We start from the raw sequence: 20,126 nt of genomic DNA on the forward strand, positions 1-20,126 counted from the left end.
GCACCGGCAGGAGCGCGCCCTGCTGGACTGGCTGGACGGCCGGACGCCGCGGGGCGGCGTGACGGCCCGGCCCCACCGCCGCCCGGACACCCGCACCGCCACCCGGCCTCCTCACGGCCACCCCAGAACACCCCAGAACACCCCAGAACACGGCCCCGGCGGGCACACCGCACGGAGCACCCCCCGAAAGGACACCGCATGGCGCCCGGCCTGCCGCCCGCGATGGAACGACCGCACTTCATCGGCATCGGTGGAGCCGGAATGTCCGGTATCGCGAAGATCCTCGCCCGGCGTGGCGCGAAGGTGGGCGGCAGCGACGCCAGGGAGTCCGCCACCACCGGGGCACTGCGCGCCCTCGGGGCCACCGTCCGCATCGGCCACGCCGCCGGCCACCTCGCCGCCGATGTCACCGCCGTCGTCGTCTCCAGCGCCATCCGCGAGGACAATCCCGAGCTGGCCGCCGCCCGCGAGCGCGGCGTGCCCGTGGTGCACCGCTCCGACGCGCTGGCCGCGCTCATGGACGGCCTGCGCCCCATCGCCGTCGCAGGCACCCACGGCAAGACGACCACCACCTCGATGCTCGCCGTCGCCCTGGACGCTATGGGCCTGGACCCCTCGTACGCCATCGGCGGCGACCTCGACGGCCCCGGCACCAACGCCCGCCACGGCGGCGGGGAGATCTTCGTCGCCGAGGCCGACGAGAGCGACCGCAGCTTCCACAAGTACGCACCCGAGGTGGCGATCGTCCTCAACGTTGAGCTGGACCACCACGCCAACTACGCCTCGATGGAGGAGATCCACGAGTCGTTCCTCACCTTCGCCGACCGCGTCCGCCCCGGCGGCACCCTGGTGGTCAGCGCCGACCACGAAGGCGCCCGCGAGTTCACCGCCCGCCTGCGCGCCCGTGCCACCGGGGGCGCCCGGGGCCCGCGGGTCCTCACCTACGGCGAGGCCGACGACGCCGACGTACGCGTCCTCAAGGTTCTCCCGCAGGGGCTGACCAGCGAGGTCACCGCCGTACTCGACGGCGAGCAGCACACCTTCACTGTCTCCGTCCCCGGCCGCCACTACGCCCACAACGCCGTCGCCGCGCTGGCCGCCGGAGCGGCGCTGGGCGTCCCGGCCGGCGCCCTGGCCGCGGCGCTGGCCTCCTACACCGGCGTCAACCGCCGCCTCCAGCCCAAGGGCGAGGCGCGCGGGGTGCGGGTCATCGACTCCTACGCCCACCACCCCACCGAGATGACCGCCGACATCGAGGCCATCCGGGGAGCGGCCGCGGGCGGCCGGGTACTGGTCCTCTTCCAGCCGCACCTGTTCAGCCGCACCCGGGAACTGGGCGCGGAGATGGGGCAGGCCCTGGCACTGGCCGACGCCGCGGTCGTGCTGGACGTCTACCCGGCCCGCGAGGACCCGATCCCGGGCGTCACCAGCGCCGTCATCACCGACGCGGCCCTGGCCGCGGGCGCGGACGCACGGCCGGAGTCCGACCGGCCGGCCGCCGCCGCCCTGATCGCGGGAATGGCCGAGCCCGGTGATCTCGTTCTCACCATGGGAGCGGGCGACGTCACCGAACTCGGCGCGACGGTGCTGGAGCGGCTGGCCGCCCGCCGGGCGAACTGAGGAGGCCGAGGAGGCACCCATGGGTTACGAGATCGACAAGAGCGACGAGCAGTGGCGGCAGGAGCTGAGCCCCGCCGAGTACCACGTGCTGCGCGAGGCGGGCACCGAGCCGGCCTTCACCGGTGAGTACGAGCACACCAAGACCGCAGGCGCCTACGAGTGCCGCGCCTGCGGGGCCGAACTGTTCCGCTCCAACACCAAGTTCGAGTCCCACTGCGGCTGGCCCAGCTTCTTCGACCCGGCCGACTCCTCGGCCGTCGAACTGCTGGAGGACCGCTCCCACGGCATGGTCCGCACCGAGGTGCGCTGCGCGCGCTGCGGCTCCCACCTGGGCCACGTCTTCCGCGGGGAGGGCTACCCGACCCCGACGGACGAGCGCTACTGCATCAACTCCATCTCCCTGAGGCTGGTGCCCGAGGAAGGCTGACGGGCCCCGCCGAGCCGCCCGCCCGCGGGGCCCCTGCGCGGGGCCGGGCTACCGCAGCACCGCCGCCGAGTGCGGCCCCAGCCGCAGCAGACCGTCCCCCTCCGGGGCCTCGCACTCGCCCCAGGATGCCAGTGCGGCGGCGGTGTGCACCGACAGGGGGATCTCGGCGGCGCCCTCCCCGGCCAGGTTCACCGCCACGTGCAGCCCGCCGTGGCGCATGCACAGCCAGCGCCGCTCCTCGTCGTGGGCGACGTGGACGTCCACCAGCCGGGTGCGGGGCGAGACATGGGCGCGGCGCAGCGCGATCAGCGCCCGGTGCCAGGCCAGCAGGCCGGCGTGCGGCTCGCGGTGCGGTTCGTCCCAGTCCAGGCAGGAGCGCAGCCGGGTGGCCGGGTCCTGCGGGTCGGGCACGTCCGACTCCGACCAGCCGTGCGCGGCGAACTCCCGCCGCCGCCCCCGCCGTACCGCCTCGGCCAGCTCCGGGTCCTGGTGGTCGGTGAAGTACTGCCAGGGGGTGCGCGCCCCCCACTCCTCGCCCATGAACAGCATCGGCGTGTACGGCCCGCACAGCACCAGTGCCGCCGCGCAGGCGGCCAGTCCGGGGGAGAGGCGGGAGGCGAGCCGGTCGCCGCGGGCCCGGTTGCCGATCTGGTCGTGCGTCTGGGCGTAGGCCAGGAAGCGGTGGGCCTCGGTGGCGGTGCGGTCCACCGCCAGCCCGTGACGGCGGCCCCGGAAGGAGGAGTAGGTGCCGTCGTGGAAGAAGGCGCCGGTCAGCGACTTGGCCAGGGCCGCCATCGGGGCGCGGGCGAAGTCGGCGTAGTAGCCCTGTGCCTCGCCGGTCAGCGCGGTGTGCAGGGCGTGGTGGATGTCGTCGTCCCACTGGGCGTCCATTCCCAGGCCGTGCGCCCCGCGCGGCGCGGTGGTGCGCGGGTCGTTGCGGTCGGACTCGGCGATCAGGAACAGCGGGCGGCCCAGCTCCGCCGACAGGCCGTCCACGGCCGCCGACAGCTCGGCCAGGAAGTGCTCGGCCCGCTCGTCGATCAGCGCGTGCACCGCGTCCAGCCGCAGCCCGTCCAGCCGGTGATCGCGCAGGAAGGCCAGTGCGCTGCCGGCGAAGTACGCCCGCACCTCGTCCGAGCCGGGCGCGTCCAGGTTGACCGCCGCTCCCCACGGGGTGTGGTGGCGCTCGGTGAAGTACGGGCCGAACTCCGGCAGCCGGTTGCCCGACGGCCCCAGGTGGTTGTGGACCACGTCCAGGACCACGCCCAGCCCGCGTCCGTGCGCGGCGTCCACGAAACGCCTCAGGCCCTCGGGCCCGCCGTAGGGCTCGTGCACCGCCCAGGGCGCCACCCCGTCGTAGCCCCAGCCGTGAGCCCCGGGAAAGGGGCTGACCGGCATCAGCTCGACATGGGTGACGCCCAGATCGGCCAGATGGCCCAGCCGGCCGGCCGCCGCGTCGAAGGTGCCCTCCTCGGTGAAGGTGCCGACGTGCAGCTCGTACAGGACCGCGCCGTCCAGCCCGAGCCCCTCCCAGTCGTGCCGCCAGGCGTACGCCCCCTGGTCCACCACCGCGGCGAGCCCCTCGGGGCCGTCCGGCAGCCGGCGGGCGCGCGGGTCGGGCAGGACGGGCCCGCCGTCGACCGAGAATCCGTAGCGGCTCCCGTGCCCGGCGGACGCCTCGGCCCGCCACCACCCCTCGCGCTCCGGGTCGCGGTGCATGGGGTGCTCCTCGCCCCCCGCGTGCAGCGCGACCCGTCGCGCGTATGGCGCCCACACCTCGAACAACACCGGAGATCTCCTTCGGCCGACGGCACCCCAGAGCTCCAGCATGCCCGTTTCGGTACGTTTCAGCGTGCTCCGCAATCCACGCGGACGCGGCGCTGCACCACCGGGTACCCGGCGCGGGCGAAGTGGGCGGCCATCGGGGTGTTGCCCACATCGGTACCGAGAAGGCGGTACGCCGCTCATGCGGGCCCCGGCGTCCTCAGCCGCGCACCAGCAGCGCCACCGGCCGCTCGGCCAGCAGCTGTGCCAGCCCCGCGCTCCCCTCCGCCTCCCGGCCGCCCAGCAGGTCCCGCCACCGCCCCGGCGGCAGCTCCAGGGCCGTCTCCCGCCAGCCGCCCGCCTCCGCCAGCCGCAGCGGGAGCCGGGTCGCGACGCAGACCACCGCGCCCGAGCGCGCGTACGCCACGCAGTGCCCGGCCGCCGGCCCCGCGGCCCGCAGCGGCTCGTACGAGGCCGCCGCGCCGAACCACCGGGGGTGCTCCCGCCGCAGCCGCAGCGCCGTCCGGGTCAGCACCCGCTTCTCCTCGGACAGGGACTCCGGCAGCCAGGAAGCGGCCTCCTCCCGCGTCTCGGAGCTCTCCCGCGGCACGCTCGGGAGGAAGGGCGGGAAGTCCGGCAGCCGCCGGTTGTCGGGATCGACCAGCGCGGTGTACACCCGCTCGGTGCCCATGTAGAGATCCGGCACGCCCGGCATGGTCAGGTGCAGCAGCGCCGCGCCGAGCACGTTGGCCCGCACCGGGCCGGCCAGCTCCCGCGCGAACTCCGCCACCGTGTACAGCGGCGGCCCGCCCGGCCCCGCCACCGCGAAACGCTCGACGGCCTGCTCGTACTCCGCGTCCCGCTCCGTCCACGTCGTGCGCAGCCCCGCCTCCCGCACGGCCTTCAGCAGAGCCGGCACCAGCCGTTCCTGGCAGGGGAAGCCCATGCCGTACGCCGTCTGCCAGGCCGCCCACGCCACATGGCGGTCGGGGGCCTCCACCCCGGAGGCCCCCAGCGTCTCCCGCGTCACCCGCTCCAGCAGTTCCACCCACCGCCCGGGGCACTCGGTCAGCACCGCCAGCGCCGCCCGCACGTCCGCGCTGCGCTTGGTGTCGTGGGTGGACAGCACGGTGCCGGTGACCGGCCAGTCGCGCTGGAGGCGGGCGCAGTACGCGTGGAACTCCTCCGGCGCCACCTGCGGGCTGCCCGGGTCCCCGCCCACCTCGGCGGCCGACAGCAGCGGCGCGTAGCGGTAGAAGGCGGTGTCCTCCTGCGACTTCGCCCGCAGCGCCGCGCAGACCTGCGCGAACCGGGCGCAGAAGTCCCGCTGGGCCTCGCCGTCACCCAGCTGTCCCAGCGCCAGGTCCCGCACCACGTCCACCGCCTCGGCCTCCTGCGGCACCGCGAACGCCGCCCGCGCGCCCTCGGCCGCCTCCTCCAGCATCGCCCGGTCCTCCGCGCCCACCGGTGCGCCCGCGGTCACGTACGGCCGGTACACCGGCACCCGCACCAGCACCTCCTCGACCGCGGTGCGCAGCGCCCAGGGTGCGTGGTCGCGCAGCGCCAGGCCGGGAGCGGCCTCGCACACGGCGGCGGCGGTGCGGACCAGCCGCCCGACCTCGGCGGCCAGGTCGTGGGAGACGACCTCCCGGGCGGCCCGCCGCACGGTCGGGGCCCACTCGCCGCCCAGGTCCGGCGCGGCGCCGGTGAAGCCGCGGTAGAGGGCGGACAGCTCCGCCTGCCCGTCCGGGTCGAGGAAGAGGCCGTCGACACGGTGCAGCGCGTCGTACCCGGTCGTCCCGGCCACCGGCCAGGACACCGGCAGCCGCTCGCGGGGTCCGAGGATCTTCTCCACCACCGTCCAGGCGCCGCCGCTCTCCCGCGCCAGCCGCAGCAGGTACGCGCCCGGGGCGGCCAGCCCGTCCGGATGGTCGACCCGCAGACCGTGGACCACGCCCTCGCGCAGCAGCCGCAGCACGCACGCGTGGGTGGCCGCGAAGACCTCCGGGTCCTCCACGCGCACCCCGATCAGGTCGGCGATGGTGAAGAAGCGCCGGTAGTTCAGCTCGGTGCGGGCCAGCCGCCACCAGGCCAGCCGGTAGTGCTGAGCGTCCAGCAGCTCGGGCAGCGGCAGGTGCTCGGTTCCCTCGCGCAGCGGGAAGCGGTGGTCGTGGTACGCCAGGACGCCGCCCTTGACCGTCAGCGCCCCCAGCTCCTCGGCCGGCCGGCCGCCCAGCACCGGCAGCAGCACGCGACCGCCGCCCGCCTCCCAGTCGATGTCGAACCAGCGCCCGTACGGGGAGGCCGGCCCCTCGCGCAGCACCTCCCACAGCGCTTCGTTGAGCTGTTCGGGGACGGGGACGCCCATGTGGTTGGGGACGATGTCCACCACGATGCCCATGCCGTGCTCCCGCGCGGCGCGCGACAGCGACCGCAGCCCCTCCTCGCCGCCCAGCTCCTCGCGGATCCGGGCGTGCCCGGTCACGTCGTAGCCGTGGGCGGAGCCGGGGGCGGCCTCCAGCACCGGGGACAGGTGCAGATGGGAGACCCCGAGCGAGGCCAGGTACGGCACGGTCTTCTCCGCGGCGGAGAACGGGAAGCCGGGCTGGAGCTGGAGCCGGTAGGTGGCGGTCGGCACGGCGGGGGGCTCAGGGGACATGTGGTGCGTGTTCCCTGCGGGCGTCCGCCGAATCCGCCGCCTGTCGGGCGACGTCCCGCCCGGGGAAGGGCGCCGCACGGGCCGGTCAGGCGGGGCGCTGGAGCACCGTCAGACTGCGGTCCGTCAGGGTGATCCGGGAACCGGCCTTCACCGTGGGCCCGGTGCCCGGGGGCACTCCGTCCTCACGCGAGGTGTCCACCACGACCTGCCACTCCCGCCCGTGGTCCGCCGGCACGGTGAACCCGCGCGGAGTCGGCTGCGCGTTGAACATCAGCAGGAAGGAGTCGTCGGCGATCCGCTCGCCGCGCTCGCCGGGCTCGGAGATCGCGTTGCCGTTGAGGAACACCGTCAGCGCCCTGGCCTGGGCCTCCTGCCAGTCCCGCTGGGTCATCTCCTCGCCCTCGGGGGTGAACCAGGCGATGTCGGAGAGCTCGTCGTGGGTGCCCTCCACCGGCCGCCCGTGGAAGAACCGCCGCCGGCGGAAGGCCGGGTGGCCGCGGCGCAGGCTCACCATGGCCTGCACGAAATCGCACAGGGGATGCTTCTCGCCCGGCTTGGGCCAGTGCACCCACGACAGCTCGCCGTCCTGGCAGTAGGCGTTGTTGTTGCCCTTCTGGGTGCGGGCGAACTCGTCGCCGTGGGAGAGCATCGGCACGCCCTGGGAGAGCAGCAGGGTGGCGATGAAGTTGCGCATCTGCCGGCCCCGCAGGGCCAGGACGTCCTCGTCGTCCGTGCCGCCCTCCACCCCGCAGTTCCACGAGCGGTTGTGGCTCTCGCCGTCCCGGTTGTCCTCGCCGTTGGCCTCGTTGTGCTTGGCGTTGTACGACACCAGGTCGTGCAGGGTGAAGCCGTCGTGGCAGGTGACGAAGTTGATCGAGGCCAGAGGGCGGCGCCCGTCGTCCTGGTACAGGTCGGAGGAGCCGGTCAGCCGGGAGGCGAACTCCGCCAGCGTACGCGGCTCGCCCCGCCACAGGTCCCGCACGGTGTCGCGGTAGCGGCCGTTCCACTCCGTCCACAGTGGCGGGAAGTTCCCCACCTGGTAGCCGCCCTCGCCCACGTCCCACGGCTCGGCGATCAGCTTCACCTGGCTGACCACCGGGTCCTGCTGCACCAGGTCGAAGAACGACGACAGCCGGTCCACCTCGTGGAACTGGCGGGCCAGGGTGGCCGCCAGGTCGAAGCGGAAGCCGTCCACGTGCATCTCGGTGACCCAGTAGCGCAGCGAGTCCATGATCAGCTGCAGGACGTGCGGGGAGCGCATCAGCAGCGAGTTGCCGGTGCCGGTGGTGTCCATGTAGTACCGGGGGTCGTCGGTGAGCCGGTAGTACGAGGCGTTGTCCAGGCCCCGGAAGGACAGGGTCGGCCCCAGGTGGTTGCCCTCGGCGGTGTGGTTGTAGACCACGTCGAGGATCACCTCGATGCCGGCCTGGTGCAGCGCCTTGACCGCCTGCTTGAACTCCAGCACCTGCTGGCCCCGGTCACCCCAGGAGGCGTAGGCGTTGTGCGGGGCGAAGAAGCCGATGGTGTTGTAGCCCCAGTAGTTGGCCAGCCCGGCGTCGGCCAGCCGGTGGTCGGTGACGAACTGGTGGACCGGCATCAGCTCCAGCGCGGTCACCCCCAGCTTCGTCAGGTGTTCGATGACCGCCGGGTGCCCCAGCGCCGCGTAGGTGCCGCGCAGGTCCTCTGGCAGCTCCGGATGGAGCATGGTCAGGCCCTTGACGTGGGCCTCGTAGATGACCGTCTGGTGGTAGTCGGTGCGCGGGGGCCGGTCGTCGCCCCAGTCGAAGTAGGGGTTGACCACCACCGAGGCCATGGTGTGCGGGGCGGAGTCCAGGTCGTTGCGCCGTTCGGGTTCGTCGAAGTGGTAGCCGTAGACCGCCTCGTCCCAGTCGATGGCGCCGCTCATCGCCCTGGCGTAGGGGTCCAGCAGCAGCTTGGCGCTGTTGCAGCGCCTGCCCTTCTCCGGCTCGTACGGCCCGTGCACCCGGAAGCCGTAGCGCTGGCCGGGCATGACACCCGGCAGATAGGCGTGCCGCACGAACGCGTCGGACTCGCGCAGCTCGATCGCCGTCTCCGACCCGTCGTCGTGCAGCAGGCACAGCTCGACGCGCTCCGCCGCCTCCGAGAACACGGCGAAGTTCGTCCCGGCCCCGTCGTACGTGGCGCCGAGGGGATAAGCCCGTCCAGGCCAGACCTGCATGTCGACTCTTCCTGTCGCGGTCTCTACCCGTTACCCGTTTTCGCCGCATCCTTGCGCAGGACTGGTGCGGCAGGCGGGCACCGGATGGGCACAGCACGCATCTTCCCCCGGATGAGCGTACGGGCGAAGGAACTTGGTGGCGGGATACTGCTGCGTCCCCTCCTGGGAGGGCAGTAGGCTCCTTGATCGAAACAGCAGGTCCGGAAGGCGGTGCACAGGTGGGCTCGGGAGGGCTTGAGCTCCCCTCGGGGGACGGGGGCGGCGAGAGCGGTGCCGCCGGGGCGCCCGGAGCGGTGCCGCCCGGCACGGTCTCGCTGACACGGCCGATGGAGATCGGCGCCGACCTGGCCTGGGGGGACGAGGAGTGGGCCGAGGTGCGGCTGCGCGCCCAGCGGGCGGGACGGGCCTATATCTGGCTCAATCTCGTCGAGCAGCGGTTGCGCGCCGTGGTCGCGGCGGTGCTGCGGCCCATCTACGAGCCGGTGCACGGCGAGGAGTGGGTCGTGGCGGCGGCCGGCCCGACCGGGCAGGAGTGGGTCCAGCGGGCCGCGGCCGTACGGGAGGTCAGCCGCCGCAAGGGCTATCTGCTGGACCCGGCCGACGACACCCTGCTGGCCTTCCTCACCCTGCCGCAGCTGCGCGAGCTGGTGGTGCAGCACTGGCCCTGCTTCGAGCCCTACTTCGACGGCCGGCGCCAGCTGGAGCTGGCCCTGGACGAGCTGGAGGTCGCCCGCAGCGCGGTGGCGCGCAACCGCGCGCTGTCCCCGGCCGTCCTCGCCCAGGCCGAGCGGATCGCGGCCCGGCTGCTGGACCTGCTGGGCGCCGGCCGCGACATCCCCTCCGCCCACCGGCTGCCGGTGGACGCGGTGGAGGAGCTGGTCGGCGACCGCTTCGCCGACGTCGTCGGCGTCCACCCGGACCGGGTGCGCCTGCAGCGCCAGCTCCCGGCCGAGGACCTGTTCGGCGGAGCGCGCCGGCTGGACGCCATCGGCATAGGGCTGAACCTGCTGGTCCAGAACTACTCCGGGCGCCGCCTGGTGCGGCTGGCCGAGTCCGGCTGCCGGGTGCGGCTGCTCTTCCTCAACCCCGCCAGCAGCGCGGTGCGCCGCCGGGAGCGGGAGCTGGGGCTGAAGAAGGGCGAACTGAGCCGTTCGGTGGAGACGAACATCCTCCACATGCGGCGGGTGCGCTCCCGGCTGCGGGACGCCGACGCCTTCCAGATCCACGTCTTCGACGAGACCCCGCGCTTCACCGCCTACCTCGTGGACGGCGACGGGCCGGACGGCCTCGCGGTGGTCCAGTCCTATCTGCGCCGCATCCGGGGGATGGAGGCCCCGGTCTTCGTACTGCGCGGCGGCGGCCGGGACATCGTCCAGGGCGGGACCGTGGGACGCGGCCCGCGGGGGGAGGGCGCCGAGGGCGGGCTGTTCCACCTCTACCGCGAGGAGATGGAGTCGGTGTGGACCGACTCCCGGCCGGTGTCCTGACCCGGCCCGCGTCGCCCGGCTCGCACAACGACGTACTGGGCCCGGCGCTCCCGGCACCGGCCGTCGCCCTGCTGGTGGCGGCCGCGGCGGACGGCGGGAAGCTCCTGGCGGGGGCGGTCGTGACGCTCGCGGTCGTGGGACCGCGGGCGCACAGGGCGGGTTACGCGCCGGCGGGCACGCTCACGCGCTCGCCCCACCGCACCAGCGCCTCGTCGTAGCGCCGCGCCATGAGGCGGGACAGTTCCGGGGCGTCGCCCAGCACCGGCGCCAGCAGGTCGGCGCCCGCCTCGCGGGCTCCGGCGGCGATGCGGTCCGGGAGGAAGCCGGGCGCGACGACGTAGGGGGCGACGGCCACCCGCCGTACCCCCCGGTCGCGCAGCTCCCGCACCGCGTCGGCGGTGCGGGGAAGGGATGCGGAGGCGAACGCGGGCCGCACGGCACACCAACCGGAGATGTGCCGCCACTCCCGCGCGATATCTGCGATCACCGCGATCGCCTCCGGGTCGGAGGAGCCCGCCGAGGCCAGGACGACCCCGGTCGAGCCTTCGTCGCCGGACCGCAGCCCGGCCTCGTACAGCCGCCGCTCCAGGGCGGCCGTCAGCAGCCGGTCCGGGCCCAGGACACCGGCCTGGCGCACCGTCAGCCGAGGCAGCCGCGACACCGCCTCACCCAGTACCGCGGGGATGTCGGCCTTGGCGTGGAAGGCGCGGGTGAGCAGCAGCGGCAGCGCCACCACCCGCCGTACGCCGTCGGCGTGGAGACGGGCGAGCACCTGGGGGACGGAGGGGGCGTTGAAGTCCAGATGGCCCACCTCGACCCGCAGCTTCGGGCGCAGCCCGCGCAGCCGGGCGCACAGCGCGGCCACGGTCGCCGCGTGGCGCGGGTCGCGGCTGCCGTGTGCGACGACCAGCAGGACGGGACGGGTACCGGACGGGGGGTGGGCCGGTGCGTAGGGCGCGGAGGTACGGAGGGTGCGCACGGGGCCGCTCACCGCCCGGTCGCCGACGCCAGGCCGCGGCTGTGCAGCACGCGGCGCTCCACGGGCGAGAACAGCACCGACTCCACGGCCACGCCGACCGCCAGGATCAGTACCACCGAGGCCAGCACCAGGCTCAGCTCGCCGCCCTGCCGTCCCGCGTCCAGCATCCGGCCGATGCCGGGCAGAGGGGTGGCGGTGATCAGCTCGGCCGTCATCAGGGCGCGCCAGCCGAAGGTCCAGCCCTGCCGCAGCGCCGTCACGAAGCCGGGCAGCGCGGCGGGGACGAGGACGTGGACGGCTCCGCGCAGGCCGCCGGCGCCCATCGACCGGCCCGCCCGCAGCAGCAGCGGCGGTATCCGGTCGACGGCCGCGGTGACTCCGACGGCGATGGACGGCACCGCGCCGAGCAGCACCACGGCGTACACCGCGCCCTCGGAGTTGCCCAGCGCGATCACGGAGACCGGCACCAGCGCGGCGGCCGGCAGGGACTGCACGGCGGACAGGATGGGTTCCAGGACCGTGCGCAGCGGCGCGGCCCGGGTGAGCAGCAGCCCCAGGGGGACGCCGATGGCCGTGGAGGCGGCGAAGCCGACCAGGCAGCGCAGCAGGCTGTGGCCGAGGGCGGGCAGCAGGATGCCGTCCGACCAGGCGCCCGCCAGTTCGCCCCACACGGCGGCGGGGGAGGGAAGGGAGGCCGACCAGCCCAGCGCGTACGCCGTCTGCCACAGCGCCAGCACCAGGGCGACGGCCGCCAGCGGCGGCGCGGCCTTGGCCAGCAGCCGCCGCGAGGTGGCGGCGGTCGCGGAGACGGGTGACTCCAGGGCGTCCAGGCCGGACGCCATCTCGTCGGAACCGTCCGTGCCGCCCGTGCCGTCCGTGCCGCCCGTGCCGTCCGTGCCGCCCGTGCCGTCCGTGCCGTCCGTGCCGCCCGTGCCGTCCGTGCCGTCCGTGCCGCCCGCGGCCCGGCCGGTCCCCTGCCCGGGGGACCCGTGCCGGGGGTCCCGCCCGGAGTTCTCGGTGTCAGTGGCGGGCATGTCGGACGATCTCCTCGTGCAGATGGCCGGTGATCTCCCGGGCGAGGGAGGTGACGCCGGAGTCCTCGATACGGCGGGGGTGGGGGATGTCCACGTCCCACTGGCGTGCCACGCGCCCCGGGCGCGAGGACAGCAGCACGACCCGCTGGCCGAGCCGGACGGCCTCGCGCACGTTGTGGGTGACGAACAGCACCGTCAGCTCCCGCTCGCGCCACACCCGGGTCAGCTCCTCGTGGAGCAGGTCGCGGGTGATGGCGTCCAGCGCGGCGAAGGGCTCGTCCATCAGCAGCACCCGGCTGCCCTGGGCCAGGGAGCGGGCCAGCGCCACGCGCTGCCGCATCCCGCCGGAGAGCTGGTGCACCCGCTTGCCGTACGCGTCCGGCAGCCGGACCAGGCGCAGCAGCTCCTCGGCACGCCCGCGCCGCTCGGCCCTGGGCACCCCGGCCAGCTTCAGGGCCAGCTCCACGTTGCGGCCGGCGCTCAGCCAGGGGAAGAGCGCGTGGTCCTGGAACATCAGGGCGGGCCGGCCGTGCGGCACCCGGACCTCGCCGGAGGTCGGGTGGTCGAGCCCGGCCACCAGGTTCAGCAGTGTGGACTTGCCGCAGCCGGAGGCGCCCAGCAGGCAGACGAACTCGCCGGGGGCCGCTGTCAGGTCGATGCCGTCCAGCACCGGCTGGCGGGCGTGGGGGGAGGTGCCGAAGGACTTCGAGACGCGGTCGAGCCGCACCGCGTACGGGCGGGCCTGCCCGGCCCCGGCACCGGTGACGGACGGCGCCGGGGCAGGGGTGGCGAGTTCGGTGGACACAGCGGAGTCCTCTCGTGGTTCGCCACCCTGTGCGGGCGGCTACGGCGGGGAAGAGCCGGCGTGCGCGGCGGGGACGTGCCGCGCCGTCGGGGCGTGCGGGGCACCCCGCAGGCGCGGGTCGTACGGGGCGTGCCGGAGGTACCGGAGCCGTGGGCGGCGCGGCCGGGCGTCGGGCGTCACCGGCGGTATCCCGCCAGCCCGCCCTGCCCGCTGCCCCGGACACCGCTGCCGATCCGGCCGCCGGTGTGGTCGAAGGTGGAGAAGGCGTCGTGCACGGTGGTGCCGGGCGTGCTCAGAAGTCCCATCCGTCCTCCCGCGCGGTGCCGCCACCGGCGTCGCGGACCCCACCGGCGGCCCCGGCGAAGGCCTCGCCGGACATGCCCGCGGTGAGGGTGGAGCCGTCGGCGGGGTCGATCAGCAGGAACGAACCGGTGCGGCGGGAGAGCGCGTAGGGGTCCAGCGGCAGCGGTTCGGCGGTGCGGATCCGTACCCGTCCGATGTCGTTGGCCACCAGCTCGCCCGGCTCGTGGTGGGGCGAGAGGTCGTCCAGGGTCAGCCGGGAGCCGATCTCCTTGACGATCGCCTTGACGGTGCGGGTGGTGTGCTTGAGCAGCACCCGCTGCCCCACCCGCAGCGGGATGTCGTGCAGATGACAGACGGTGGCGGTGATGTCCTGGCTCGGAGCGGGGGCGTCGTCGGCGGGTGCGATCAGGTCGCCGCGGGAGACGTCGAGGTCGTCCGCCAGGCGGACGGTGACCGACTGCGGTGCCCAGGCGGCCTGGACCGACTGGCCGAGCGCGTCGATACCCTCGATCACCGAGGTGCGGCCCGAGGGGAGCACCGTCACCCGCTGCCCCACCCGCAGCACGCCGGAGGCGAGCCGGCCGGCGTAGCCGCGGTAGTCGGGGTGCTCGGCGGTCTGCGGACGGATGACGTACTGGACGGGGAAGCGGGCCACGTCCCCGGCCGGGTCGTGATCGACCTCGACGGTCTCCAGGTGCTCCAGGACGGTGGGGCCGCTGTACCAGTCCATGTGCTCGGACGGGGTGACCACGTTGTCCCCGGCCAGCGCCGATATGGGCACGGCGGTGACCTCCGGCACGCCCAGCGAGGCGGCGTAGGCGGTGAACTCCTCGGCGATGGAGGCGAAGACCGGCGCGGCGTAGCCGGCCAGGTCCATCTTGTTGACGGCCAGCACCACGTGCGGCACCCGCAGCAGGGCGGCGACCGCGGCGTGGCGGCGGGTCTGCTCGACCACCCCGTTGCGGGCGTCGACCAGGATGATGGCCAGGTCGGCGGTGGAGGCTCCGGTGACCATGTTGCGGGTGTACTGCACGTGGCCGGGGGTGTCGGCCAGGATGAACCGGCGCCGCGGGGTGGCGAAGTAGCGGTAGGCCACGTCGATGGTGATGCCCTGCTCGCGTTCGGCGCGCAGCCCGTCGGTCAGCAGTGCCAGGTCCGGGCCGGTGGCGCCGCGGCTGCGGGAGGCGCGCTCGACGGCCTCGAGCTGGTCGGCCAGGACCGACTTGGAGTCGTGCAGAAGCCGGCCGACCAGGGTGGACTTGCCGTCGTCGACGGATCCGGCGGTGGCGAAACGCAGCAGGGAGGTGTCCTGCGGCAGCCCGGCGGCCTCGTCGGCGGCGGGCTCGCCCGCCGCGGCGTCGCCGGTGGTGGTGGCAGCGATGGTCATCGTCAGAAATACCCTTCGCGCTTGCGGTCCTCCATGGCGGCCTCCGACAGCTTGTCGTCGGCCCGGGTCGCGCCCCGCTCGGTCAGCCGGGAGGCCGCGATCTCCGCTACGACCTGCTCGATGGTGGCGGCGTCGGAGTCCACCGCCCCGGTGCAGGACATGTCGCCGACGGTGCGGTAGCGCACCCGGCGCTCATGGAGCGTCTCACCGTCCCTCGGACCGCCCCACTCGCCCGGCGCCAGCCACATCCCGTCGCGCTTGAAGACGGCGCGGATGTGGGCGTAGTAGATGGCGGGCAGCTCGATCTTCTCCCGTCCGATGTACTGCCACACATCCAGCTCGGTCCAGTTGGACAGCGGGAAGACGCGCACGTGCTCGCCCGGCGCGTGGCGGCCGTTGTAGAGCTGCCACAGCTCCGGGCGCTGACGGCGCGGGTCCCAGCCGCCGAACTCGTCGCGCAGGGAGAACACCCGCTCCTTGGCGCGGGCCTTCTCCTCGTCCCGCCGCCCGCCGCCGAAGACCGCGTCGAAGCGGTTGCTCTCGATGGCGCGCAGCAGCGGCACGGTCTGCAGCGGGTTACGGGTGCCGTCCGGGCGCTCACGCAGCTCACCGCGGTCGATGAACTCCTGCACCGAGGCGACGTGCAGGCGCAGCCGGTGCTCGGCCACCACCCGGTCGCGGTAGTCGATCACCTCGGGGAAGTTGTGACCGGTGTCCACGTGCAGCAGGGAGAAGGGCACCGGGGCCGGGGCGAACGCCTTCAGCGCCAGGTGCAGCATCACGATGGAGTCCTTGCCGCCGGAGAAGAGGATCACCGGCCGCTCGAACTCGCCCGCCACCTCGCGGAAGATGTGCACCGCCTCCGACTCCAGCGCGTCCAGGTGGCTCAGCGCGTACGCCGCGGCGGCGGGCCCGCTGGTCGGTTCGGCAGAGGTCCTCACGCCAGTCCCCTCTCGGCGAGCAGTGAGTACAGCCGGGCCGCGGAGCCGTCCACGGGCTCGGTGTGCGCCTCGATCCGCAGATCCGGATCGGCCGGCGCCTCGTAGGGGTCGTCCACCCCCGTCAGCCCGGACAGTTCACCCGCGGCCTGCCTGGCGTACAGCCCCTTCACATCGCGCTCGGAGCACACCTCCACGGGCGTGGCCACGTGCACCTCCAGGTAGGCGGTGCTCTCGGCCTGATGGCGTTTGCGGACTGCCTCACGGCTGTCGGCGTACGGCGCGATCACCGGAACCAGGGCCTTCACCCCGTTGGAGGCGAGCAGTTCGGCCACGAAGCCGATCCGCTGCACGTTGGTGTGGCGGTCCTCGCGGGAGAAGCCCAGGCCGGCGGAGAGGAACTCCCTGATCTCGTCGCCGTCCAGCACCTCCACCCGGTGCCCCTCGTCGCGCAGCCGACCGGCCAGCGCGTGGGCGATCGTGGTCTTGCCGGCACTGGGCAGGCCGGTGAGCCAGATCGTGGCTCCGGTGCCTGTGCCCCTACCAGTGCTGCCGGTTCTGTCCGTGCCGGAGGCGGTCGCCCCGCTCATCTGACGCTCCTCAACTCGACTGTCCTGGCCCGTACGGTCCTCGGGTTCGCCATCAGCCGTGCAGCCCGCACTCGGTCTTGCCGCGTCCGGCCCAGCGGCCGGCGCGCGCGTCCTCGCCCTCCAGTACCCGCCGGGTGCAGGGCGCGCACCCGATGGAAGGGTAACCGTCCATCAGCAGGGGGTTGGTGAGGACGCCGTGCTCGGCGGCGTAGGCGTCCACGTCGCCCTGTGTCCAGCGCGCGATGGGCGAGACCTTGACCTTGCCCCGCCTCTCGTCCCAGCCGACGACCGGCGTCCCCACCCTGGTCGGGGACTCGTCGCGGCGCAGCCCGGTGGCCCAGGCGTCGTACTCGCGCAGACCCTCCTCCAGCGGCCTGACCTTGCGCAGCGCGCAGCACAGGTCGGGATCACGGTCGTGCAGGCGCGGCCCGTACTCGGCGTCCTGCTCGGCCACGGTCTGCCGGGGGGTGAGCGTGATGATGTTGACGTCCATCACCGCCGCCACCGCGTCCCGGGTGCCGATGGTCTCCGGGAAGTGGTAGCCGGTGTCGAGGAACACCACGTCCACACCGGGCGCCACGCGCGAGGCCAGGTGCGCGACGACGGCGTCCTCCATCGAGGAGGTCACGCAGAAGCGCGGGCCGAAGGCACCGACGGCCCAGCGCAGGACCTCCAGTGCCGGGGCGTCCTCCAGCTCGCGGCCCGCCTTCCCGGCGAGCCGCCGCAGCTCGTCGGCGTCGGACCGCAGGCCGTGCCGGTCCTCGGTGGCGTTCACCGTGCGGTGCCTCCCTCGGTGGAACCGGACCGCCGCAGGCCGTCGGCCAGCAGTCCGAGGAACGAGAGCCTGAAGGCGCGGTTGCAGGAGGCGCACTCCCACGCGCCGTGGCCGTCCTCGGACGGCCGCAGGTCCTCGTCGCCGCAGTACGGGCAGTAGAACGGCGCGGCTCGTTCGCTCACGGTGCCTCCTTGTGAGCTTCTCCGCCCGCGCGGCGGTCGGGTGCGGGTTTCGTGGTGGGGTGCGGGTCGGTGGCCGCGTGTGCGTCGCTCACGGTGCCTCCTTGTGAGCTTCTCCGCCCGCGCGGCGGTCGGGTGCGGGTTTCGTGGTGGGGTGCGGGTCGGTGGCCGCGTGTGCGTCGCTCACTTCAGAGCACCTTCGTCGGCCCGCGCCGCCCACTGGGCGAAGCGCTCGCCGTCCTGGCGCTCCTCGCGGAAGCGGGTCAGCAGGCGCTCGACGTAGTCGGGCAGCTCGGCGGCGGTGACCTTCAGACCGCGCACCTTGCGGCCGAAGCCGGGGTCCAGCCCCAGGGCGCCGCCGAGGTGGACCTGGTAGCCCTCCACCTGGTTGCCGTCCTTGTCGCTGACGAGCTGGCCCTTGAGGCCGATGTCGGCGACCTGGATGCGGGCACAGGCGTTGGGGCAGCCGTTGATGTTGATGGTGACCGGCTCGTCGAAGTCCGGCAGGCGGCGCTCCAGTTCGTCGATGAGAGTGGAGCCGCGGCCCTTGGTCTCGACGATGGCGAGCTTGCAGAACTCGATGCCGGTGCAGGCCATGGTGCCGCGCCGGAAGACCGACGGACGCGCCGTCAGGTCCAGCGCATCCAGGCCCTCCACCAGGGAGTCCACCTGGTCCTCGGTCACGTCGAGAATGATCATCTTCTGCTCGACGGTGGTGCGCACCCGGCCCGATCCGTGGCCATCGGCCAGCTCGGCGATCTTGGTGAGGGTGGCGCCGTCGACGCGGCCGACGCGGGGGGCGAAGCCGACGTAGAAGCGGCCGTCCTTCTGGCGGTGCACGCCGATGTGGTCGCGCCAGCGCCGGGCGGGGGTCTCGGGGGCGGGGCCGTCGGCCAGCTTCCGCTTCAGGTACTCGTCCTCCAGCACCTGGCGGAACCTCTCCGCGCCCCAGTCGGCGACGAGGAACTTCAGCCGGGCGCGGTTGCGCAGCCGGCGGTATCCGTAGTCACGGAAGATCGAGACGACACCCTCCAGGACGTCCGCCACGTCCGCCAGCGGCACCCAGGCGCCCAGCCGGACGCCGAGCTTGGGGTTGGTGGACAGGCCGCCGCCCACCCACACGTCGAAGCCGGGACCGAGTTCGGGGTGGCGCACGCCGACGAACGAGACGTCGTTGATCTCGTGCGCCACGTCCAGCAGGGGGGAGCCGGAGATGGCCGTCTTGAACTTGCGGGGCAGGTTGGAGAACGCCGGGTTGCCGACGACGCGGCGCTTGGCCTCCTCCAGCGCGGGCGTGCCGTCGACGATCTCGTCGGCGGCGATGCCGGCGACCGGCGAGCCAAGGAAGGCGCGCGGGGTGTCGCCGCAGGCCTCGGTGGTGGACAGGCCCACGGCCTCCAGACGGCGCCAGATCTCGGGGACGTCCTCGATGCGGACCCAGTGGAGCTGGATGTTCTGCCGGTCGGTGATGTCGGCGGTGCCGCGGGCGAACTCCTGGGAGATCTCGCCGATGACGCGCAACTGCTCGGTGGTCAGCCGCCCGCCGTCGATGCGCACCCGCATCATGAAGTACTCGTCGTCCAGCTCCTCCGGGGCCAGGACGGCGGTCTTGCCGCCGTCGATCCCGGGCCTGCGCTGGGTGTAGAGACCCCACCACCGCATCCGGCCGCGCAGGTCGCCGGGGTCGATGGAGTCGAAACCGCGCTGGGCGTAGATCGTCTCAATACGTGTCCGCACATTGAGACCGTCGTCGTCCTTCTTGAACTGCTCGTTGGCGTTCAGCGGGGTGAAGTGCCCGGCGGCCCACTGGCCTTCGCCGCGGTGGCGGCCGGCCTTGCGGCGGGTCGGGGCAGCGCTGACTGGCTTGGGGATGTCGGCCATGGCGGTGTGTTCGTCCTTCTGCTGGACTCGGCTGCGCGGGAAGCGGACCGGGTCCGCCCGGGTGTGCTGACGTGCGCGAACCCGAGCGGAAAGCGGTGGGCGGGGTCGCCTGCCCGCGACGGCGGGGGCGGCGGAAGTGCGGTGGTGCTGAGACTGTCAGCCCGCCGGACAGATGGCGCTGGACATGCGGCCGAGGTCGACGTGCCGCCGACTCACCAAGGCAATTCCAGCTCGAGACATGGCAGAAGCGTGGCATGAGCATCTCGCGGCAGTCCACCGTTATCCACAGTTCGGACAAAAATGTCCCGTTCTGCGAGACGGGGTGATATCGGCCGCGGAACCGGGAGGGTCCCGGTGGGGCTCACACGCCCGCCCCCGGCCAGGGGCCGGGGGCGGGAACGTCCGGTTCGTCCCCGGTCCGGGTGGCGAAGAGACGGAAGCCGCGCCGCCGGTAGTTCGCCAGCGCGTGGGGGCCGTCCTTGCTGCAGGTGTGCAGCCACACCCGCCGGGTGGGCTCCCGGTCCGGCCAGCGCTCCGCCAGGTCCCAGGCGCGCGCGGTCCCGTACGACAGCAGGTGCCCGCCGATGCGCCGGCCGCGGAAGGCGGCGATCAGGCCGAAGTAGGTGATCTCCACCGTTCCTCCGGGCTGCGCCTCCAGTTCGATGTACCCGGCCGGGGTCCCGCGGTCGTACGCCACCCACGTCTCCACGCCGGGCCGCTCCAGGAACTCCCGCCACCGCGCGTACGTCCACTCCAGCCGGTCCGTCCAGGTGACGTCCCCGCCGACGGCGGTGTAGAGGAAGCGGCTGAACTCCGGACCGGGTACCTCCGCCCGGATGATCCGGATGCCGGATCCGCTGTCCGGGGTGCGCGCGGGGGAGAGGTCGGAGGGGGAGGTCTGCTCCAGCGACCAGGTGGTGACGGCGACGGTGTTGCCCATGCCGGGCAGTGAAGCACGGCGGCGCCGGCGGCCGGGAGGCGGCCCCGGCGAACCACCGCAGCCGCGTGGCCCAGGGTCCGGCGACGAGCTGGTGGCGCGAGAGCACCGCGTCGCCCAGGAGCGCGGCGATGAGCGCCAGGTCCACGGCCGGGGCCAGG

The 20,126-nt window shown here is 73.9% G+C and carries 19 protein-coding genes; 4 read left to right on the forward strand and 15 right to left on the reverse strand.

Annotated elements, in window-relative coordinates:
• Nucleotides 1-198: 198 nt before the first annotated feature.
• Entirely contained in the window at nucleotides 199-1,620 is a 1,422-nt protein-coding gene (gene murC, locus LJ221_RS11160) for a UDP-N-acetylmuramate--L-alanine ligase (protein WP_241715860.1), read from the forward strand.
• Nucleotides 1,621-1,639: 19 nt separating this feature from the next.
• A complete protein-coding gene (gene msrB, locus LJ221_RS11165) occupies nucleotides 1,640-2,047 on the forward strand; it encodes a peptide-methionine (R)-S-oxide reductase MsrB (protein WP_241715862.1) in 408 nt (135 codons plus the stop codon).
• 48 nt (nucleotides 2,048-2,095) lie between these two features.
• Here the strand turns inward: msrB and treZ are convergent, their stop codons facing one another.
• The 3 genes from treZ to glgX form a co-directional block, all read right to left on the reverse strand.
• Entirely contained in the window at nucleotides 2,096-3,835 is a 1,740-nt protein-coding gene (gene treZ, locus LJ221_RS11170; RefSeq protein ID WP_241715864.1) for a malto-oligosyltrehalose trehalohydrolase, read from the reverse strand.
• A 196-nt stretch (nucleotides 3,836-4,031) separates the two neighbouring features.
• Nucleotides 4,032-6,470, reverse strand: a complete 2,439-nt coding sequence (treY, locus tag LJ221_RS11175; RefSeq protein WP_241715866.1) for a malto-oligosyltrehalose synthase — start codon at nucleotides 6,468-6,470, stop codon at nucleotides 4,032-4,034.
• Nucleotides 6,471-6,555: 85 nt separating this feature from the next.
• On the reverse strand, nucleotides 6,556-8,670 hold the full coding sequence (gene glgX, locus LJ221_RS11180; RefSeq protein ID WP_241715868.1) for a glycogen debranching protein GlgX: 2,115 nt from the start codon (nucleotides 8,668-8,670) through the stop codon (nucleotides 6,556-6,558).
• A gap of 218 nt (nucleotides 8,671-8,888) precedes the next feature.
• Here glgX and LJ221_RS11185 point away from each other — a divergent pair, with 218 nt between their 5' ends.
• Both LJ221_RS11185 and LJ221_RS11190 read left to right on the forward strand, forming a co-directional pair.
• Nucleotides 8,889-10,157, forward strand: a complete 1,269-nt coding sequence (locus tag LJ221_RS11185) for an SAV2148 family HEPN domain-containing protein (RefSeq protein ID WP_241715902.1) — start codon at nucleotides 8,889-8,891, stop codon at nucleotides 10,155-10,157.
• Nucleotides 10,130-10,375, forward strand: a complete 246-nt coding sequence (locus tag LJ221_RS11190; protein ID WP_241715869.1) for a hypothetical protein — start codon at nucleotides 10,130-10,132, stop codon at nucleotides 10,373-10,375. Before LJ221_RS11185 ends, LJ221_RS11190 begins: the two co-directional genes overlap by 28 nt.
• On the opposite strand, the gene LJ221_RS11195 is transcribed toward LJ221_RS11190, so the two are convergent.
• The 12 genes from LJ221_RS11195 to LJ221_RS11245 form a co-directional block, all read right to left on the reverse strand.
• Nucleotides 10,318-11,136 (reverse strand): sirohydrochlorin chelatase, encoded by an 819-nt coding sequence (locus LJ221_RS11195; protein ID WP_241715871.1) that lies wholly within the window; start codon nucleotides 11,134-11,136, stop codon nucleotides 10,318-10,320. The two genes, LJ221_RS11190 and LJ221_RS11195, sit on opposite strands and share 58 nt — an antisense overlap.
• A gap of 8 nt (nucleotides 11,137-11,144) precedes the next feature.
• The gene (locus tag LJ221_RS11200) at nucleotides 11,145-12,170 is read right to left on the reverse strand and encodes an ABC transporter permease (protein ID WP_241715873.1); all 1,026 of its coding nucleotides are present in this window, start codon (nucleotides 12,168-12,170) and stop codon (nucleotides 11,145-11,147) included.
• Nucleotides 12,157-12,975: an ABC transporter ATP-binding protein gene (locus LJ221_RS11205; protein WP_241715874.1), complete on the reverse strand. Its 819-nt coding sequence runs from the start codon at nucleotides 12,973-12,975 to the stop codon at nucleotides 12,157-12,159. Before LJ221_RS11205 ends, LJ221_RS11200 begins: the two co-directional genes overlap by 14 nt.
• A 176-nt stretch (nucleotides 12,976-13,151) precedes the next feature.
• On the reverse strand, nucleotides 13,152-13,280 hold the full coding sequence (locus LJ221_RS11210) for a hypothetical protein (RefSeq protein ID WP_241715876.1): 129 nt from the start codon (nucleotides 13,278-13,280) through the stop codon (nucleotides 13,152-13,154).
• Complete coding sequence (locus LJ221_RS11215; protein WP_241715877.1) at nucleotides 13,268-14,665, reverse strand: sulfate adenylyltransferase subunit 1; 1,398 nt, start codon at nucleotides 14,663-14,665, stop codon at nucleotides 13,268-13,270. The genes LJ221_RS11210 and LJ221_RS11215 overlap by 13 nt, the downstream gene beginning before the upstream one ends.
• Nucleotides 14,666-14,667: 2 nt before the next feature.
• Nucleotides 14,668-15,606 carry a sulfate adenylyltransferase subunit CysD gene (gene cysD, locus LJ221_RS11220; RefSeq protein ID WP_241715879.1) on the reverse strand — a complete coding sequence of 313 codons (939 nt, stop codon included), beginning with the start codon at nucleotides 15,604-15,606 and terminating at the stop codon, nucleotides 14,668-14,670.
• Nucleotides 15,603-16,193, reverse strand: a complete 591-nt coding sequence (gene cysC, locus LJ221_RS11225; RefSeq protein WP_241715882.1) for an adenylyl-sulfate kinase — start codon at nucleotides 16,191-16,193, stop codon at nucleotides 15,603-15,605. The genes cysD and cysC overlap by 4 nt, the downstream gene beginning before the upstream one ends.
• Nucleotides 16,194-16,245: 52 nt before the next feature.
• Nucleotides 16,246-16,941 (reverse strand): phosphoadenylyl-sulfate reductase, encoded by a 696-nt coding sequence (locus LJ221_RS11230; protein ID WP_241715904.1) that lies wholly within the window; start codon nucleotides 16,939-16,941, stop codon nucleotides 16,246-16,248.
• Between the two features lie 23 nt (nucleotides 16,942-16,964).
• A complete protein-coding gene (locus tag LJ221_RS11235) occupies nucleotides 16,965-17,150 on the reverse strand; it encodes a hypothetical protein (protein ID WP_241715884.1) in 186 nt (61 codons plus the stop codon).
• Nucleotides 17,151-17,330: 180 nt separating this feature from the next.
• Nucleotides 17,331-19,028: a nitrite/sulfite reductase gene (locus LJ221_RS11240; protein ID WP_241715886.1), complete on the reverse strand. Its 1,698-nt coding sequence runs from the start codon at nucleotides 19,026-19,028 to the stop codon at nucleotides 17,331-17,333.
• Between the two features lie 156 nt (nucleotides 19,029-19,184).
• On the reverse strand, nucleotides 19,185-19,268 hold the full coding sequence (locus tag LJ221_RS23950; protein WP_309471194.1) for a putative leader peptide: 84 nt from the start codon (nucleotides 19,266-19,268) through the stop codon (nucleotides 19,185-19,187).
• A 121-nt stretch (nucleotides 19,269-19,389) separates the two neighbouring features.
• Nucleotides 19,390-19,968 (reverse strand): GNAT family N-acetyltransferase, encoded by a 579-nt coding sequence (locus tag LJ221_RS11245; RefSeq protein ID WP_241715888.1) that lies wholly within the window; start codon nucleotides 19,966-19,968, stop codon nucleotides 19,390-19,392.
• Between the last annotated feature and the right edge of the window lie 158 nt (nucleotides 19,969-20,126).

The organism is Streptomyces sp. CNQ085, from assembly GCF_022614595.1.
Taxonomy (GTDB): Bacteria; Actinomycetota; Actinomycetes; order Streptomycetales; family Streptomycetaceae; genus Streptomyces.

Bases quoted from the DNA above. Each gene is read 5' to 3' on its own strand.
- murC (WP_241715860.1), top strand. From the start codon at position 199: ATGGCGCCCGGCCTGCCGCCCGCGATGGAACGACCGCACTTCATCGGC.
- msrB (WP_241715862.1), top strand. From the start codon at position 1,640: ATGGGTTACGAGATCGACAAGAGCGACGAGCAGTGGCGGCAGGAGCTG.
- treY (WP_241715866.1), bottom strand. From the start codon at position 6,470: ATGTCCCCTGAGCCCCCCGCCGTGCCGACCGCCACCTACCGGCTCCAG.
- glgX (WP_241715868.1), bottom strand. From the start codon at position 8,670: ATGCAGGTCTGGCCTGGACGGGCTTATCCCCTCGGCGCCACGTACGAC.
- LJ221_RS11200 (WP_241715873.1), bottom strand. From the start codon at position 12,170: ATGCCCGCCACTGACACCGAGAACTCCGGGCGGGACCCCCGGCACGGG.
- LJ221_RS11210 (WP_241715876.1), bottom strand. From the start codon at position 13,280: ATGGGACTTCTGAGCACGCCCGGCACCACCGTGCACGACGCCTTCTCC.
- LJ221_RS11215 (WP_241715877.1), bottom strand. From the start codon at position 14,665: ATGACCATCGCTGCCACCACCACCGGCGACGCCGCGGCGGGCGAGCCC.
- cysC (WP_241715882.1), bottom strand. From the start codon at position 16,193: ATGAGCGGGGCGACCGCCTCCGGCACGGACAGAACCGGCAGCACTGGT.
- LJ221_RS11240 (WP_241715886.1), bottom strand. From the start codon at position 19,028: ATGGCCGACATCCCCAAGCCAGTCAGCGCTGCCCCGACCCGCCGCAAG.
- LJ221_RS23950 (WP_309471194.1), bottom strand. From the start codon at position 19,268: ATGTCTCGAGCTGGAATTGCCTTGGTGAGTCGGCGGCACGTCGACCTC.
- LJ221_RS11245 (WP_241715888.1), bottom strand. From the start codon at position 19,968: ATGGGCAACACCGTCGCCGTCACCACCTGGTCGCTGGAGCAGACCTCC.